Raw genomic sequence first — 15,910 nt, 5'->3', positions numbered from 1 at the left:
GCCGTCGAGGGTGCCCGGGCCGGCGGTGCCGACCGGGCCGTGCGGGCCCTGGCCGGGAGCCGGCGCGACGGGGCGGCGCACGGCATCGGCGAGGGCGACGAGGTCGTCGCTGACGTCCTCGCCGCCAGCGACCCGCAGCAGCTCCCAGCCGCGCGGCGGGGTCATGCGGGCGGCATGCTCGTGGCAGAGGTCGTAGGCATGGGGCTCGCTGAGCCGGGAGAGCGGGCCGAGCACCGCGGTCGAGTCCTGGTACACGAAGGTCAGGGAGCTGACTGCCGGCTGCGAGCAGGCGGTCCGGGAGCATTCACGAGCTGGCACGCACAGCAGTGTACGCAGGTCGCGGACCCGGCGGGCGCGGCGCGCCCGTGGGAGGGGAGAGTGGGGTCCGGCACTGCGGAGGCGGGGCTACAGTGCACGGCATGGACCTCGAACCCGGCCGTGCCCCCGCCCCACGAGGACCGCTCGGCCCGCGTCGCCGCGACCGCCGCGGCCGCGGCCGGCGCTGGGACCTCATCCCCCCGCACCTGCCCGGCCATCGCACACGCAGGGAGCGCTTCGACGACCTCGTCGCCGATGCGGGGGCCGCGCTCACCGAGCGGTTCCCCCGGCGTCTCGCGCACCTGCAGGTGCTCGTCGAGGAGGTGCCGTCGGCGGATCCGGCGCCCTGGGAGGAGGCCCAGGTGGTGCTGGGCCGTGCGGTGCCGGGCACCCGCGAGCACCCGCCGCGCGTGATCGTCTACCGTCGGCCGCTGGAGACGCGGTGCGTGACCGCGACGGAGCTGGAGATGCTGGTGCGGCAGGTCCTGTCCGAGCAGATCGGCTCGCTGCTCTCGATCGCGCCGGAGGACGTCGACCCGGAGGCCTGGGACCTCTGAGCCGCCGCACGAGCGGCGCGGCGCGCGCACCGATCGACGGGTAGTCAGCCCGAGCGCTCCGCGCGGCTGTCGCGGGACGGCGGGCGCGTCACAGCAGCCGCGGAGCGGCTGTCGCGGAGCGGCTGTCTCGGAGCGGCTGTCTCGGAGCGGCTGTCTCGAGACCGGGAGCGCCCCTCAGTCGGTGAGGACGACCGGGACGCTGTCGACGTCGCCCGCGTCGGGCAGGACCGGCAGCGTGGAGAGCAGCACGCCGCCCGCCCCGTCGGACTGGCGCTGCGTCCAGCTCGCGTGGACCGCGCCCGGGACCTCGGGCACGATCGACAGGGCCGCGGCGCCCTCCCCGCCGAGGCGGAGCTGTTCGTGGGTGAGAGTACTGGTCGCGCCTGCGGCGAGCTCCACCGCGATCGGCTCCCCGGCCGCCCCGTCGGCGCCGATCGGGACCACGGAGACCTCCGTGTCCTCGCTCGCGGTCAGGGTGAGCGCGCCGGTCGCGCCCTGCGCGGGCAGGGCGCTGACCGCATGGGTTCCCAGCGCCGGTGCGGGGGCGACGAGCGTGAAGTCCACCGGCGCGCCGACGGTGTCGCCGGGCAGGTCCTTCCCGGTGCGGGCGCTGCGCGTGACGGCGTCGAGCGGGCCGTCCGCGGAGACCTGCACCGCGTAGGTGCCGTCGGCGAGGCCCTCGAGGGCGGTGGGCACGACGGCGCCGGCGGGGAGCTCGATCTGCGCGGGCGTTGCCCCTGAGGCGGTGCCGTCCGCGCCCACGATCTCGACGTCCGCGGTGACGGTGGAGCCCGAGGGGTTCGAGAGCACGAGGGTGGGCGCGGTCCCGGCGACGTCCACGCCAGGCATGACGAGCTCCTGCGCGGGGGCGGGCAGCGGGTCGAGGATCTCGGCGCCGCCGGGGGTCAGCCCGTCCCGCTCGGTGGTCTGCACGTGCAGGGACAGGGGCGCGCCGAGCACGGAGACGTCCACGCCGACCGCGTCCTCCTCCGGCACCACGGACTCCAGCAGCACCCGCTCCTCGTCGCCCGGCGCGACGACGACCTGGCTGCGTCCCTCCATCGCCGCGGGACCGTCGGCGGTGCGCAGCTGGACCGAGGCGGTCGCGGGGCGGTCGGAGGGGTTGGAGAGCACGAGCACGGAGCTGTCCCCGGTCTGCGTCGAGACGCCGAGGAAGGACGCCTCGGTGGTCGGCTCCGCGCAGCGGGACATGGACAGGGAGCGGAAGTCCCCGGACGCGGTCCAGGTGCCCTGAACGGCGTCGGCGACGGGACGCCCGCTCTCGGAGGTCTGCGCCGTGACGTGGGGTGCGGTGCGCACGTGCCGCAGGGTCTGCACCGCGATCCCGAGATCCGTCGAGGCGGCCTCGCCGGGCAGCTCCTCGCCCTCGGCGTCCGCGGCCGTGATCGCGGGGGCGGGCACGGCGCCCTCGGCGTCCTGTCGGGTGCTGGATCCGCTCACCTCGCCGAACAGGACGGAGGACGCGGGCTCTACCGCGACGGTGCGCAGGGAGACCGACGGGGTGGGCGGGGTGACCGCGAGCGCGGCGTCGCCGCCCGTCTGCAGCGCCTCGTCGGGAACCTGCAGCGGACCGTGGCAGGCGAGGCTGCGGGGGCCGGGGCTCGCCGCGGCCCGTACGTGCTCGGCCGCGGCGGGCTCGCGGTCCGGGGCGAGGGCGAGCGCCCCGCCGGCCAGCAGCAGGGGGACGATCGCGGCGACGCCCAGCAGCAGGCGTGCGGGCCGACCGTGCGCGGTGCGCGCCCGTCCCGCCCCGCGGGCGGTCCCGGTGCGGGCCTCGGCCTCGGCCTCGGAAGCGTGCTCAGCCATACATCTCCTCCGCGGTGCGGGTGCGGACCCGCCAGGGGATCGCGATCAGCGCGGTGGCCGCGGTCGCGCCGTACAGCAGCAGCTGCCAGAGCGGTCGGGCGGGCTGGTGGCGGTGGATCTCGAGCTCGCCCCCGGCCCCGGCCGGGACGGTGAAGCCCTGCGCCCAGCCGTCTACCTCGACCGCGGCGAGCTCGGTGCCGTCGAGGCTCGCGCGCCAGTCCGTGTCGTGCCGCTCCGAGAGCACGACCAGGCGCTCCTCCTCGGCGGGGGCGATCTCGCCCTGCGCGTCCACGACCCCACTGTCCAGGGCGATCGGCTCCTCACCGCCGGTGACGGCGGCGCGCGGCAGGGCGTCGATCACGCGCCAGGTCGCGCCCTCGGAGCCCTCGGTGACCTTCTCGAGCAGCGGGGAGCTGTCGAGGGTGCTCATCAGCTCGGGCCGACGCTCGCGGTCCCCGTGGACCACCACGTACGCGATCGCGGGATGGGCGAGGTCCGTGCCGTCCTGGGCGCCGCCGGAGAGCATCGCCGCCACGTCCTCGCGCAGCGCGGCGGAGGCGGGATCGCCGTCGACGGGCTCGCCGGACAGCGCCGCCTCGACGTGGCGGGCGTCGACGAGGGCGGAGTGCTGGATCACGGTGTCCTCGCCGTGGACCACGAGGCGGGCGGCGACCGCGCCGTCCTCGGCCTGGTCCAGCACCAGCACCCGGGAGCGGGCCTCGGTGCGGCCCTGGTCGGCGGCGGCCGCGGGCACCTCCCCGCCCTCCACGCGCCCGATCTGCAGCGCGCGGGGAAGCAGCGCCATCCCGCCGACGACGGTGAGCAGGCAGGCCGCGGCGGTGACGGCACCGATCACGGAGGTGAGCAGGCGCCGGAGGCGCGAGTCGGGCTCCTGACGACGGGCGAGGGTGTCGAAGGTCGACGCGGCGCCGAGAGCGAGGCAGAGCAGTACCGCGCTGAGCAGGGCGTGCAGCGGCGGGGTCAGCACCTGCCCCTGGCCAACGGAGGTCCCCGTGGAGCGGGCCGCCAGCACGGCGACCGCGCAGACGGCGGCGGCGAGCAGGCTCAGCCGGCCCGCGCGGCCGGCCGCACCGCGCAGCAGCGGGGAGACCAGGGCGCCGAGCACCACCGGCGCGACCGGCAGCAGCACCAGGAGTCCGGCGGCGCCCTCGCCGAGCATCCCGGCGAGCGGCGCGGCGAGGTCGGGAGCGACCGGCCACAGTCCCAGCAGGTCCCGGGCGCTCGCCCCGCCCGCCGTGGCGGGCACGCCGGCGACGGCCAGGAGGGTGCGGGGATGGCCGAGATAGGTGGGCAGGTAGGGCGCGTGGAGCGCGAGCGAGGGCAGCAGCACCCACAGCAGGCGCAGGCGCCGACCGGGCGCGGCGATCGCGACCAGGGCGAGGGCCGGCGCGACGAGCAGCACCAGCACCGGGTGCACCGCCCCGATCACCAGCAGCAGCAGACCGCCCGCGGCGGCCGCGGAGACGGAGGCCTGGGAGATCTTGTGGGGCAGGCCGATCGCCCGGCCGATCGCGAGGGCCAGCAGCGGCAGCACCACGTGCACGGCCAGCAGGGGCCACGCGCCGACGGCGAGGGCGGTCAGGAGCGAGGGGGCGAGCGCCCACACGCAGGCGAGCACGAGGCGGGCGCCGACCGCGCGGGTGATCGCGCCGGAGGCCCACCAGGCGGCGACCGCCGCGGCCGGCACCGCGGCGAACACCAGCACTTCGACGAGCAGGGAGCCGCTGCCGGGCAGGTGCCCGAGCAGGCGCACGAGCGGGTCGCCGGGACCCCGGTCCCCGAGCCCGCCCGGGACCCAGGTCGACCAGGCCGCAGCCCAGCGGTCCGCGGCGGCCTCCGGCACGGCGCGCAGACTTGCGCCGGCGAGCTCTCCGCGGCCGAACAGGCTCCGCAGCGAGAACAGGCCCAGGATCGAGGCGCCGAGCACCACCACCGCGGTCCACACGATGTGGCGGCCGTAGTCGGCGTCGTCCAGCCCGTGTCTGGTCCCGGCGATGCCCCAGGTGGTGCGGCGGATCTGGCGGCGACGGTCGTCGTCGGCGAAGAGACGGGTGCCGACGTCGTCGAGCCAGCGCCGCAGGCTCGCACCGCGCGGGAGGTAGAGCGGGGCGAGGCGTCGCCGGGGCACGCGGGCGTGCCGACGGTCGCGGGCGCCGCGGCCGAGGACGCGACGCATCCGCGGCAGGGCGGCGAGGACGGCGCGCAGCTCCATCAGCGCGGTGCGCGGCGCGGTCGCCGCGAGCGCCCCTGCCATCCGCAGGAGGGTCTCGAGCGGGAGGAGCAGGAGGGTGAGCAGGGCGTGCAGGAGCGGGCGGTGCTTGAGCACCGTGAGCAGGCGTCCGGTGCGCTGGTCCTGGAGGCGCTCGAGGACGGGCCGGGTGGGATGGGGGTGCAGGATCCGGGCGGCGGACTGCACCGCGACCCGCTCCCCGGAGCGCCACACGCGCTGGCACAGGTCGATCTCCGCCCAGGGGGCGGGGAGGTCGGGGTCCAGGCCCCCGAGCTCGCGCAGCGTCTGCTCACGGATCAGCATGCCCGGCAGCGGCACGGCGAGGACGTCCTGGCGCCAGTCGGCCTGCCCCTGGTCGATCTCGCCCGGGTCCACGCCGGTGATGATGCGCCCGCCGTGGGTCAGGGTGATGCCGACGTCGACCAGGGCGTCCGCGGACTCGGCGGTCGGCGGGAGGTCGGCGCCCGGCTCGGCATGGCGCACCCGCTTCGCCCCGACGACCGCGGTGGTCGGGGACTGCCGGACGCTCTCGAGCTCGCGCTCGAGAGCGTCGAGGGAGGGGATCTCGGGGTCCTCGAGGAACCACAGCCAGCTCTCCGCGGGGGCGTCCTCGGCGCGGCCCGCGCGGCGCCCGCTGCGGGGGCCCTCCTCCCGCAGCCGCTCGGGCACGAGGGCGAGCGCCTCCGCGCGCTGGGTGCGCTCGCGCTCGAGGGCGGCGACATCGACGGCGCGGGCACGACGGCCGGCCCGATACGTGGAGGGCTGCGCGGCGGGTGCCGGGGCGTCGACGGGGGCGAGGGTGCGCTCGTGCTGCGCGGCGAGAGCGTCGAGGACCTCCTCGACGGCGGCCGCACGGCCGGGGAGCGAGGGATCGGGGCGGGCGGGGATGTCGACGAGACGGTCCACCTCCCCCGCGGCGGTCAGTCTCTCGAGCGCGGCGCGCACGTCCTCGTCGAGATCGGAGGGTGCGGCGACGACCACCCGGTCCGGGAGCCGGGTCTGGGTGGTCAGTGCTGCGTGGAGCGCATCGTGGGTTCCCGCGGTCGTCGCCCCGCTCAGCAGGACGACCGCGGTGACATGGCGCTCGTTCACCGGGTCAGGATGTCAGACCACCCGGCGCTTGAGCTTGCGTCGCTCGCGCTCGGAGAGACCGCCCCAGATGCCGAATCGCTCATCGTTCTCGAGCGCGTACTCGAGGCACTCGGCACGCACCTCGCAGGAGATGCACACCTTCTTCGCCTCGCGGGTCGAGCCGCCCTTCTCGGGGAAGAACGCCTCCGGGTCCGTCTGCGCGCACAGGGCGCGCTCCTGCCAGCTCAGCTCTGCATCGTCGGAGTCCTGCCCGGCGAGGTCGAGCAGGGACAGCTCTGCACGCGCATCGTCGTCGACTCGTTCCTCGTCCATGGCCACCACTCCTTCCACTGCTGTGTTGACCTGTCATGACCAGCGAAGGCCTCTTCCGGCCCCTAAAGTACACCGGTGTAGTTATGGTGCGTCAAGCGGGGTCGGCGCGTCGCCGTGCACATCACGGCACCGTCAGCGCGCCGTCCCCCATCCACGACTCCCTCCGCCCGCCGCCGGAGCCTCACCCCGGGAGGTCCTCGTGCCCACCACCCCGCCCGCCGCCCCAGGCCCGCTGACCGTGCTCCCGCTGACCGGGCTCGGCGAAGTGCGCGAGGGCACGGACCTGCCGGCGCTGCTCGCCGAGGCGCTCTCCCCGCTCGGCCCGCGCGAGGGGGACGTGCTGTGCGTCTCGACGAAGATCGTCTCCAAGGCGCTCGGCCTGTGCGTCGCCCCCGAGGAGCGCGACGCGGCGATCGCCCGAGCGGCCGTGCGCACGGTCGCCCGGCGACTGCACACCCGCGTGGTGACCTCGGTGGTGCAGATCCCCTCGGGACCGGTCATGGCGGCCGCCGGGGTGGACTCCTCGAACGCGCCCGACGGGCCGCTGCTGCTGCCCGAGGACCCCGACGCCTGCGCGCGGGAGCTGCGCGCGGGCCTGCGCGCGCGACTCGGGCTCGAGCTCGGCGTGGTCCTGACCGACACCTCCTCCCGGATCTGGCGCGTGGGCGTCTCCGACATCGCCCTCGGTGCGGCCGGCGTCGCCTCCCTCGAGGACCTGCGCGGCGGGACCGACGCCGGCGGACGGGCGCTGACGGTGACGGTGCGGAACCTCGCCGACGAGCTCGCCGCCGCCGCCGATCTCGTCAAGGGCAAGGCCAGCGGCGTCCCCGCCGCGCTGGTGCGCGGCGCGGACGGGGCGACCGCCGCGGACGTGCCGGCCCGGGAGCTGTCCCGCACAGGGAGCGAGGACTGGTTCCGCCGCCCGAGCCTGGAGTCGGTGTGGGTCGCCCTCGGTCTCGCCCCCGAGCAGGAGCCCGTCGCACGGATGTCCCCCGAGCCCGCCGCCGAGCGGATCGCACGGGCGCTCGAGGTCGCCGCCCTCCCCCGCCCCGGGCACGGCCCGTACCGGGCGAGCGCCACGACGGTCCGGGAAGCTTCAGGCGGGGTGCGTATCGTGGTGGAGCGCGCGGACGCCTCCACGACATCGCTGATCGACGCCGCGACTCTCGCCGAGCGGATCCGCACCGCCCTCGGCGCCGAGTCCCTCGGCGAGGTCCTGCCCGAGGTGCCCGTGCGGCTCGTCCCCGACCCCGAGGAGGACCCCCGATGAGCACCGCATCGACCACCGCGACCTCGCTCCTGCTGGCACCGCTCGAGGCGCTGGGTCCGCTGCCGGCGCTCGCCTGGCACGGAGAGGCCTCCCGCATCGAGCTCTCCGGCCATGTCCTCGCCAACTGGGCCATCAAGGCGATCGGGCACCTCCACGACGAGGTCACGCTCGAGCCGGGTGACGTGGTCGTGCTGGATCTCCCGCCCCACTGGAAGCGGCTCGTGCTCGCCCTCGCGGCCTGGTCCCTCGGCGGGGAGGTCGTCACCCTGCCGCGCCGCCTCGCCGGGGACGGGCCGAGGGCCGGGCAGGACGCGCCGGAGGGGACGGAGGATCCGGCGCCGGAGGACGCGCCCGCGGAGGCCCTGCCCGAGCGCGTCGAGGATCCCCGCGTGGTGGTCACCGACCGGCCCGGCTCGGCCCTCGCGGGCTCCGCGGACGAGGTGCTGGCCGTCCAGCCCGTCTCCCTCGCGCCGCGCTACGACGGGGAGCTCCCGCCGCTGGTGCGCGACTGGGTGCTTGAGGTGCGCGGCAGCTCCGACCGGCTCTCCGTGCCCCTGCCGGACTGGTCCGGCCCCTCCCCCGCCGCGAGCTCCGAGCGCGCCCCGCGCCTGCTGGTGGAAGACGACGGGCTGGGCGTCGTGCCGCGGCTGCTCGAGGCCTGGGCCGCGGGCGGCGGCGTCGTCGGCCCCGCCGCCTCGGTGACGGACCATCGCGCCACTGAGGAGCGCGTCACCGCCCGCGCCTGATCCCTCCCCGCCCCGGTGGCGGCCGGGCCGGCCGGGTCAGCTCGCGCGGAGGGTGGCGACGGCCCGGCCGGGCTCGCCGTCGAAGATCGTGCGCCCCTTCTGCATCACCACGATGCGGGTGCAGAGCCGCTCGAGCATCTCGAGCTCGTGGGAGACGACGATCATCGTGCGACCGGCGGCCTGCAGCTCGCGGATCCGCTCGAGGCACTTCTTCTGGAAGGGCTCGTCGCCCACCGAGAGGATCTCGTCGACCAGGAAGATGTCGGGGTCGGTGTGCACCGCGACGGAGAAGGCCAGGCGCAGGAACATGCCCGAGCTGTAGTACTTCACCTCCGTGTCGATGAACTCCTCGATCTCGCTGAACGCGACGATCTCGTCGAAGCGCTCCTCGAGCTGCTCCCGGGACATGCCGAGGATCGCGCCGTTGAGGAACACGTTCTCGCGTCCCGAGAGGTCCGGGTGGAAGCCGGCGCCCACCTCGATCAGCCCGGCGACGCGGCCGCGCAGCAGCACCCGGCCGGCATCGGGGAAGAGCACTCCGGAGATCGTCTTGAGCAGGGTCGACTTGCCCGAGCCGTTGAAGCCGATGAGCCCGACGGTCTCGCCGGCGTGGACGGTGAGGTCCACGTCATCCAGCGCCATGAAGGTGTCGGCGAGCTTCTTGCGCTGCAGGGCGGAGAACACCAGCTCCTTGAGGGAGCGGTCGTGGCGCAGGGAGAAGCGCTTGGAGACGTGCTCGATGCGCACCATCTCCCGGTCGGTGGGGACCGCCGCGGACTGCGGGACGTCCTCGATCTTCGGGCTCATCGCGGCCCTCCTCTCACAGTTCCTGGGCGAAGCGCCGCTTGGAGCGCTCGAAGACGATCGTGCCGAGCACGAACACCACGGCGGCGATCAGCAGCCCGGCCCACCACAGGCCGAAGGGCTCGCCCGGCGTCGCGAGGGTCTCGCTGCCCGGGACGCCGGAGGCGATCTCGTCCACGACCGGGCTCGAGTAGCGCCAGAACGCGGTGTGGAAGAGCTGCACCACGATCGTGAGCGGGTTGAGCTGGTACAGCCACCACCAGATCGTGCCGTCGATCTGCCGCTGCACCATGTCGATGCGGTACAGCACCGGGGACAGCCACGTCGCGACCATGACGATGAGGTCCACGAAGTTCTCCACGTCGCGGAAGGCGGCGTTCAGCGCGGCGGTGAGCATGCCCAGCCCCATGGTGAACACCAGCAGGATGAGCATGCCCAGCAGGAAGGCGATCGCCGCCGTGGGCGAGGGCAGCCAGCCGTTGACCAGCGCGCCGATCACGAGCACCAGCAGCTGGGGCAGGAAGTGCACCAGGGCGACGAGCATGCTCGCCCAGGGGAAGAGCTGGTTGGGCATGTAGATCTTCGAGACCAGCGCGGCGTTGCCCGTGATCGAGCGCGTCGCGTTGCCGAACACCTCGCCGAACAGATTCACCACGACGATCCCGCTGAAGAGGTAGACCGCGTAGGCCGGCGTGCCCTTGTTCAGCTCGAGGAACACGCCCATGGCCAGGTAGAAGACCATGAACTGCACGGCCGGCTTGACGTAGCTCCAGACCATGCCGAGCACGCTGCCGCGGTAGCGGACCCGCAGCTCCTTGCGCACCAGCAGCTTCAGCAGGAACCGCTCCAGGAACGGGTTCAGCCAGCCGGCGTCCTGCCCCGGGGCGCGCCAGCCCTCGGCCTGCTCGGCGGCGGTCGGGACCCGGCGCAGCCGGCCGCCGGACGTCGCCGTCACGCGGAGGTGCTCTCGGACGGCGCGTCGGGGCGCTCGGAGGACTCCTCGGCCGCGTCACGGTCGTCGATCCCCGGGCGCACCGGGGCGGGGTTCGCCGCGAAGGTGCGCTCCCAGGCGGGGAAGGACGTGATCTCGTCGGCCGCGGCGCGGTACTCGTCCCGCAGGCGATTCCACTGGCGGTAGAGGTCCAGGTGGGTGCGGGCGGAGCGGGCGAGCATCGTGCGCACCTGCTCGGGCCGGCGCTTGTACCAGGCCACCTTGGTGCCCTCGGCATTGGAGACGACGGCGCTGTCGTAGTGGCTGAGGGTCCACCACTTCGCGTCCTGGTGGGCGACGAGCGCCTGCGGGTGGCGACGCGCCTTCTCCGTCGGCTGCGCGAGCAGCTGGCGGCCCATGGCCTTCACGGTCCAGGCGGGCAGCAGCGCACGGTGCGGCGCGGAGAAGGCGCGGCCCTTGTGCGGCGGCTTCGAGACCTGCACGTCCGGGAACGAGTCCGCGTCCGGGCGCGTGACGGAGTCGTCGTGCTCCTGCGCCATCTGCCGCAGCTCGGGCAGCTTGGTGCCGATCTCGTCGTGGAGCACGCCGGGGCCGCGCAGCACGTCCGCCTGGGCGTACAGACGCGCGGCCTGCGTGTAGTACTGCATGGAGAGCAGGTGCTTGACGTCGATGCCCTGGGACTCGGTGAGCACGCGGCCGCCCCGCTCGTAGCCGGAGTGCAGCAGCGCGGTGATGATGCGGTTGCGCTCGTGGAAGTAGATCTGCCAGTCCAGCGCGTCGTTCTTGTCGGTCCAGGTGATGTGCCAGACCGCGGCGCCGGGCAGGGACACGGTCGGGTAGCCGGCCTTCTTCGCGCGCAGCCCGTACTCGGCGTCGTCCCACTTGATGAACACCGGCAGGCTGAGCCCGATCTCCCGCACGGTCTCCGTGGGGATCAGGCACGTCCACCAGCCGTTGTAGTCCACGTCCGCGCGACGGTGCAGCCACGGGGTCGAGCGCAGCGGGCCGGCGGCGAAGTCGTGGCCGATGGTGCTCTCCGGGATCGTGACTTTGGGCTGGATCGCCCACGGGTCCACGCTCTCTCCGAAGGCGTGCAGCACGGAGCGGTTGTTCAGGTCGAACATGTGCGCGCCCACCAGCATCGGGGTGCGGGTGAAGTCCGCGAAGGTGAGCATGCGCAGCAGCGACTCGGGCTCGATGTCGAGGTCGTCGTCGCTGTTGATCACGTAGGTGGAGGAGCCGTTGGTGGAGGCCTCGTACATGCCGCGGGAGAACCCGCCGGAGCCGCCGATGTTCCCCTGCTCGATGATCCGCAGCTGGTCGCCCATCGCCTCCTGCAGCGGGGTGAGCTCGGCGTGGTCGCGCAGCCGGTCCGAGCCCTGGTCCACCACGTACATGACGTCGAGCTTCTCGCGCAGATCGGGATCCTTGCTGATCAGCGAGATGTTGTCGAGGACGTAGGAGACCTTGTTCATCGTCGTCATGGCGATGGAGAAGGTGCCCTCGGTGCGGGCGGCGGAGGCGTCGGCCGTCCACTCCGCGCCGAGGATCGTCAGCGGCTGCTCCCCGGTGATGACGTCGAACCAGTACCAGCCGCCGTCGCCGAAGGCGGTCAGCGGGAGCGTGAAGCGGGAGGTGCCCTCCGTCTGGACCGAGACCATGTCCTGGCGCTGGATGGCGCCGCGGGCGTTGGAGCGGTAGACGATGATCTGGCCGGAGCCGCGGGTGGAGACCGACAGCGTCACCTCGCGCACCGGGGTCCAGCGCCGCCAGTAGCTGGCCGGGAAGGCGTTGAAGTAGGTGCCGAAGGAGCGCAGCGACTGCTCGGGCACGTACAGGCCGAACCGGGCGCTGAGCTCGTCGATCTTCGGCTGCCCGGTGGTCGGGGCCGGGGCGGCGTTCGCGGAGGAGTCCTCGTGGGACTCCACCGGGGCGCTGCCGAGCCCGAAGGCGGCGGTGTGGGCGCCCGAGCGCGCCGCGTGGGACTCCAGGTACAGGGGGATGACGTCCGGGGCGGGCGAGAGCGGCATGATCAGCCGCTGAAGGACTCGCTGCGGCGCCTGGTCCGCGGCATCGCTCCGGATCGCGCTGGGGGTGGTGCTCACGTCGTGGAACTCCTCGTCGTCCGCGGGGTCAGCCGCGAAGAAGGTCGGGCAGCTTGTTGTCGGCCATGGACAGGGCGGAGCCGATGGCCATGTGCATGTCGAGGTACTGGTAGGTGCCCAGCCGCCCGCCGAACAGGGTGCGGGGCTCGGCGTCGGCGCGCTTGCGGTACTCGAGCAGGCGCTCGCGATCCGCGCCGGAGCTGATCGGGTAGTACGGCTCGTCCCCGGACTCCGCGAAGCGGGAGTACTCGCGCTGGATGACCGTCGCGTCCTTGGTGTAGTCGCGCTCGGGGTGGAAGTGGCGCGGCTCGATGATGCGAGTGTAGGGCACCTCGGCATCGGCGTAGTTCATGACGGAGGTGCCCTGGAAGTCGCCGACCTCCAGGTGCTCGGTCTCCAGGTCGATGGTGCGCCAGCCGAGCTCGCCGAGCTCGTGGTCGAAGTAGCGGTCCACCGGGCCGGTGTAGACCACGGGGATGTTCCCGCGCACGGCGTCGCGGTTCAGCGGCTGGGAGGTGTCGAAGTAGTCCGTGTCCAGGAGCACCTCGATGTCCGGGTGGTCCGCCATCCGCTCGAGCCACGCGGTGTAGCCCTGGGCCGGCAGGCCCTCGTGGGTGTCGTTGAAGTAGCGGTTGTCGTACGTGTACCGCACCGGGAGGCGGGAGATGATCGAGGCGGGCAGGTCCTTGGGGTCGGTCTGCCACTGCTTGCCGGTGTAGTTCTTGATGAACGCCTCGTAGAGCGGGCGACCGATCAGCGAGATGCCCTTGTCGTTGAGGTTCTCGGGGTCCTTGCCGGCGAACTCCCCGGCCTGCTCGGCGATCAGGGCGCGCGCCTCGTCGGGCGTGTAGGCGGCCTGGAAGAACTGGTTGACGGTGCCGAGGTTGATCGGCATCGGGTACACCACACCCTGATGGGTCGTGTACACCTTGTGCTGGTAGCCGGTGAAGCTCGTGAAGCGGTTGACGTACTCCCACACCCGGTCGTTCGAGGTGTGGAAGAGGTGGGCCCCGTACTTGTGGACCTCGATGCCGGTGACCGGATCGGCCTCGGAGTAGGCGTTGCCGCCGATATGGGAGCGGCGGTCGATGATCGTCACCTTGGCGCCGTGCTCGGCGACCGCGCGCTCGGCGATGGTCAGTCCGAACAGGCCGGAGCCGACGATCAGGAGGTCAGGAGTCGACACAGGGGGTCCTTTCGATGCTGGCGGGTTCTCCGCCGGGGACTCGATCACAGTAGCGGAGGCGCGACCGGGGGACAGCTCCCCGCCTCGGCGCGCCGGATCGTGTAACAGTGGTCATGCGGTGCGACCGTCGTGCTCGACGAAGCGCCGGTAGGCCAGGCGCCGCGCCCATCCCGGGGCGAGGCGGTAGACGCCCCGCTCCCCCACGTTGCGCAGGAAGCCGGTGGGGGTGGTCACGCGGTCCATCACGAAGCGGCGCTGCAGGCGCAGGTCGCTCGCGAAGAGCCGCCACCCGCCGCGACGGGCGAAGAGGTGCTCGTCCACGCGGTAGTCCACGAGCACGTCCGGGAGGTTCGCCATCCGCGCCCCACCCAGCATCATCCGCTCCCAGAGCCAGTAGTCCTCCAGCAGCGGCAGGTCGCGGTAGCCGCCGACGGCGAGCACCGTGGAGCGGCGCAGCACCATCGTGGGGTGGTGGAAGGGGCTGTGCCGCGGGAGATAGGCGGTGATCTCGGCGTGGGTCAGGGGGCGTGTGCGCAGCGGTCCCTCGCCGGGGGCGATGCGCTCGCTGAACTCGCGCATCGCCCCGCCCAGCAGGTCAAGGCCCTCGGCCTGCATCCGCGGGATCTGGAGGGCGAAGCGCTCGGGGCGGCACAGGTCGTCGGCGTCGGCCCGGGCGACGAGCTCGTACGGGGAGGTCTCGAGGCCGTCCTGGAGCGCGGCCGCGACGCCGCGATGGGCGCTGTGGCGCAGCACGGTCGCGGGGCCGTGGGCACCGGCCTCGACACGCTTCACCAGCTCCTCGAGCTCTGCCGTGAGAGGGCCGTCGACCGTGAGGATGAGCAGGTCGGGGCGGAGCTGCTGCCCCTCGGTGGCGGAGACGACGGCCTGCTCGACCCGCTCGGCCCGGTCCTTCCCCCACAGCGGCATGAGCACCGCGAAGGGCTCGGCGCGCTCGGGGCGCCCGGCGGGACGGGCCGGGCGATCGTCGGCAGTCCGGTCGACGGGCCCGTCGCCCCGCGCGTCGCCGACGGGCATGTCGGTCCCTCGGTCGCCGGCGGTCACGGCGGGCTGCGCGGGATCGGTCACCGGCCGGCCGCCCGTTCGATCGCGCGGATATCCGCTGCGGCCTCGCCGTCCGCGGCGAGCACCGCCGCGGAGGGGCGGGGGCCGCGACGCAGCGCCGCGAGCACGCCGCGCAGGCCCACCCCGGCCACGTCGCCGCGGTGGCGGGCCAGCACGCCGAGCCAGCCGAACGCGGTGCGCCCGCCGTGCAGCACCCGCTCGAGGGGGCTGAAGGAGTCGGTGCGCAGCAGCGCCCACAGGCGGTTGCGCACGTCGTAGTAGAAGCGGCTGCCGGGGCTCGTCTGCGCATTGCCGAAGCCGGCGGTGCGGTGCTCGACGACGGAGGACGGCACCTGCAGGCCGCGGCCGTGGCGCAGCAGGCGCCCGGTGTGCTCGAAGTCGTCGGACCAGATGAAGTAGTCCGCGTGGGGCAGGCCGAGACGACGCACGTCCTGACCGTTCAGCAGTGCGGAGACGTAGCTGGCGGTGCGGATGGGGCGGCCGCCGGCACGGGCGGCGTCGCGCTTCTCGCGGGCGCTCGCGCCGAGGCGGGTGCGCTGGGTGTTCATCGGGTGGTCGCGGCCGTCGGTCCACACCGCGCGGGAGCTCAGCACGCTCAGCCGCACCGGCGAGCTGCCGAGGGCGTCCAGCAGCGCGGCGAGGGCGCCCGGCCGCGGCACCGTGTCGTCGTCCATCACCCACACCCAGTCCGCGTCGTGGCGCACGAGCGCGCGGGCGATCCCGGCGGCGAAGCCGCCCGCCCCGCCGACGTTGCGGTGCAGGTGGACCACGTCGGCGCCGAGCGGGTGCTCGTCGGCCACCCGACCGCTGGCGTCGGTGGAGGCGTTGTCGATCACGACGACCGCATCGGGCCGGCGGTCCTGCGCGGCGAGGCCGTCGAGGCACTGGGCGAGCAGCTGCTCGCGGTTGTAGGTGACGACCACGGCGACGACGCGCTCGCTGAGCGCCTCGGGATGGGCGGCGCCCTCGACGTGGACGGGCCGGCCGGCGGTCTGACGGGTCTCGTCCGCGGGTGCGGTGTCGCTCACTGCGCCTCCTGCTGGGGGTTCCGTGCCGCCTGCGCGGCGCGACCCCAGTGTACGGAGGCGCCGCCTCCCCTCCGCGACGGCTCGGGGACGGAGCTGTGAAGGTTCTCGGGAGGTTCTCCGAATCCTGACCCGCTCCCCCGCGCCCCTCGGGCGAGTCGGACGCCGCGCCCGCTACTCTGGCGAGCGCCGCAGGCCCGGAGCACCCCACCGAGCACTCTCCCCATGCCCGGATCCGATCTGCCGCAGACCGCCGGGGCAGGGTCCCGGCCGGGAAGGAGACCGCTGTGAGCGACCAGCAGCCGCCCCGCTCCCCGCGTCCGGGCGGGCCCCGCCGCCCCAGCGGGCACCGGGCCCGCGCCGGAGGCAGCGCCCGTGCGGT

13 protein-coding genes are annotated in these 15,910 nt (G+C 74.2%); 3 read left to right on the top strand and 10 right to left on the bottom strand.

Annotated elements, in window-relative coordinates:
* On the bottom strand, window positions 1-318 hold a 318-nt coding region (locus L3K22_RS16065), incomplete at its 3' end, for a DUF3499 domain-containing protein (protein WP_263312282.1).
* Between the two features lie 101 nt (window positions 319-419).
* Here L3K22_RS16065 and L3K22_RS16060 point away from each other — a divergent pair.
* Window positions 420-875 (top strand): metallopeptidase family protein, encoded by a 456-nt coding sequence (locus tag L3K22_RS16060; protein ID WP_259881598.1) that lies wholly within the window; start codon window positions 420-422, stop codon window positions 873-875.
* Window positions 876-1,049: 174 nt separating this feature from the next.
* On the opposite strand, the gene L3K22_RS16055 is transcribed toward L3K22_RS16060, so the two are convergent.
* The 3 genes from L3K22_RS16055 to L3K22_RS16045 are packed head-to-tail and all read right to left on the bottom strand — an operon-like array spanning window position 1,050 to window position 6,357.
* Window positions 1,050-2,702, bottom strand: a complete 1,653-nt coding sequence (locus L3K22_RS16055; RefSeq protein ID WP_263312281.1) for a DUF5719 family protein — start codon at window positions 2,700-2,702, stop codon at window positions 1,050-1,052.
* The gene (locus L3K22_RS16050) at window positions 2,695-6,045 is read right to left on the bottom strand and encodes a glycosyltransferase family 2 protein (protein WP_263312280.1); all 3,351 of its coding nucleotides are present in this window, start codon (window positions 6,043-6,045) and stop codon (window positions 2,695-2,697) included. The genes L3K22_RS16055 and L3K22_RS16050 overlap by 8 nt, the downstream gene beginning before the upstream one ends.
* Before the next feature lie 12 nt (window positions 6,046-6,057).
* A complete protein-coding gene (locus L3K22_RS16045) occupies window positions 6,058-6,357 on the bottom strand; it encodes a WhiB family transcriptional regulator (RefSeq protein ID WP_308445955.1) in 300 nt (99 codons plus the stop codon).
* Between the two features lie 199 nt (window positions 6,358-6,556).
* On the opposite strand from L3K22_RS16045, the gene cofE reads away from it, so the two are divergent.
* Both cofE and L3K22_RS16035 read left to right on the top strand, forming a co-directional pair.
* Window positions 6,557-7,627 (top strand): coenzyme F420-0:L-glutamate ligase, encoded by a 1,071-nt coding sequence (gene cofE, locus L3K22_RS16040; RefSeq protein ID WP_263312279.1) that lies wholly within the window; start codon window positions 6,557-6,559, stop codon window positions 7,625-7,627.
* Window positions 7,624-8,373: a TIGR03089 family protein gene (locus L3K22_RS16035; protein WP_263312278.1), complete on the top strand. Its 750-nt coding sequence runs from the start codon at window positions 7,624-7,626 to the stop codon at window positions 8,371-8,373. Before cofE ends, L3K22_RS16035 begins: the two co-directional genes overlap by 4 nt.
* 36 nt (window positions 8,374-8,409) lie before the next feature.
* On the opposite strand, the gene L3K22_RS16030 is transcribed toward L3K22_RS16035, so the two are convergent.
* The 6 genes from L3K22_RS16030 to L3K22_RS16005 form a co-directional block, all read right to left on the bottom strand.
* Window positions 8,410-9,180, bottom strand: a complete 771-nt coding sequence (locus tag L3K22_RS16030; RefSeq protein ID WP_263312277.1) for an ABC transporter ATP-binding protein — start codon at window positions 9,178-9,180, stop codon at window positions 8,410-8,412.
* A gap of 13 nt (window positions 9,181-9,193) precedes the next feature.
* The gene (locus L3K22_RS16025) at window positions 9,194-10,132 is read right to left on the bottom strand and encodes an ABC transporter permease (RefSeq protein ID WP_263312276.1); all 939 of its coding nucleotides are present in this window, start codon (window positions 10,130-10,132) and stop codon (window positions 9,194-9,196) included.
* Window positions 10,129-12,234, bottom strand: a complete 2,106-nt coding sequence (locus L3K22_RS16020; RefSeq protein ID WP_308445954.1) for a glycosyltransferase — start codon at window positions 12,232-12,234, stop codon at window positions 10,129-10,131. Before L3K22_RS16020 ends, L3K22_RS16025 begins: the two co-directional genes overlap by 4 nt.
* A 28-nt stretch (window positions 12,235-12,262) precedes the next feature.
* A complete protein-coding gene (gene glf / locus L3K22_RS16015) occupies window positions 12,263-13,420 on the bottom strand; it encodes a UDP-galactopyranose mutase (protein WP_263312275.1) in 1,158 nt (385 codons plus the stop codon).
* A 111-nt stretch (window positions 13,421-13,531) separates the two neighbouring features.
* On the bottom strand, window positions 13,532-14,455 hold the full coding sequence (locus L3K22_RS16010; protein ID WP_263312274.1) for a glycosyltransferase: 924 nt from the start codon (window positions 14,453-14,455) through the stop codon (window positions 13,532-13,534).
* A gap of 47 nt (window positions 14,456-14,502) precedes the next feature.
* Window positions 14,503-15,531, bottom strand: coding sequence for a glycosyltransferase (locus tag L3K22_RS16005; RefSeq protein ID WP_263312273.1), 1,029 nt, complete (start codon window positions 15,529-15,531; stop codon window positions 14,503-14,505).
* Window positions 15,532-15,910 lie beyond the last annotated feature (379 nt).

The sequence above is a fragment of the Brachybacterium atlanticum genome (assembly GCF_025669985.1).
Classification (GTDB): Bacteria; Actinomycetota; Actinomycetes; order Actinomycetales; family Dermabacteraceae; genus Brachybacterium; species Brachybacterium conglomeratum.
The sequence above is the reverse complement of the archived record's forward strand: the minus strand, read 5'-3'. Positions and strand labels throughout refer to the sequence as shown.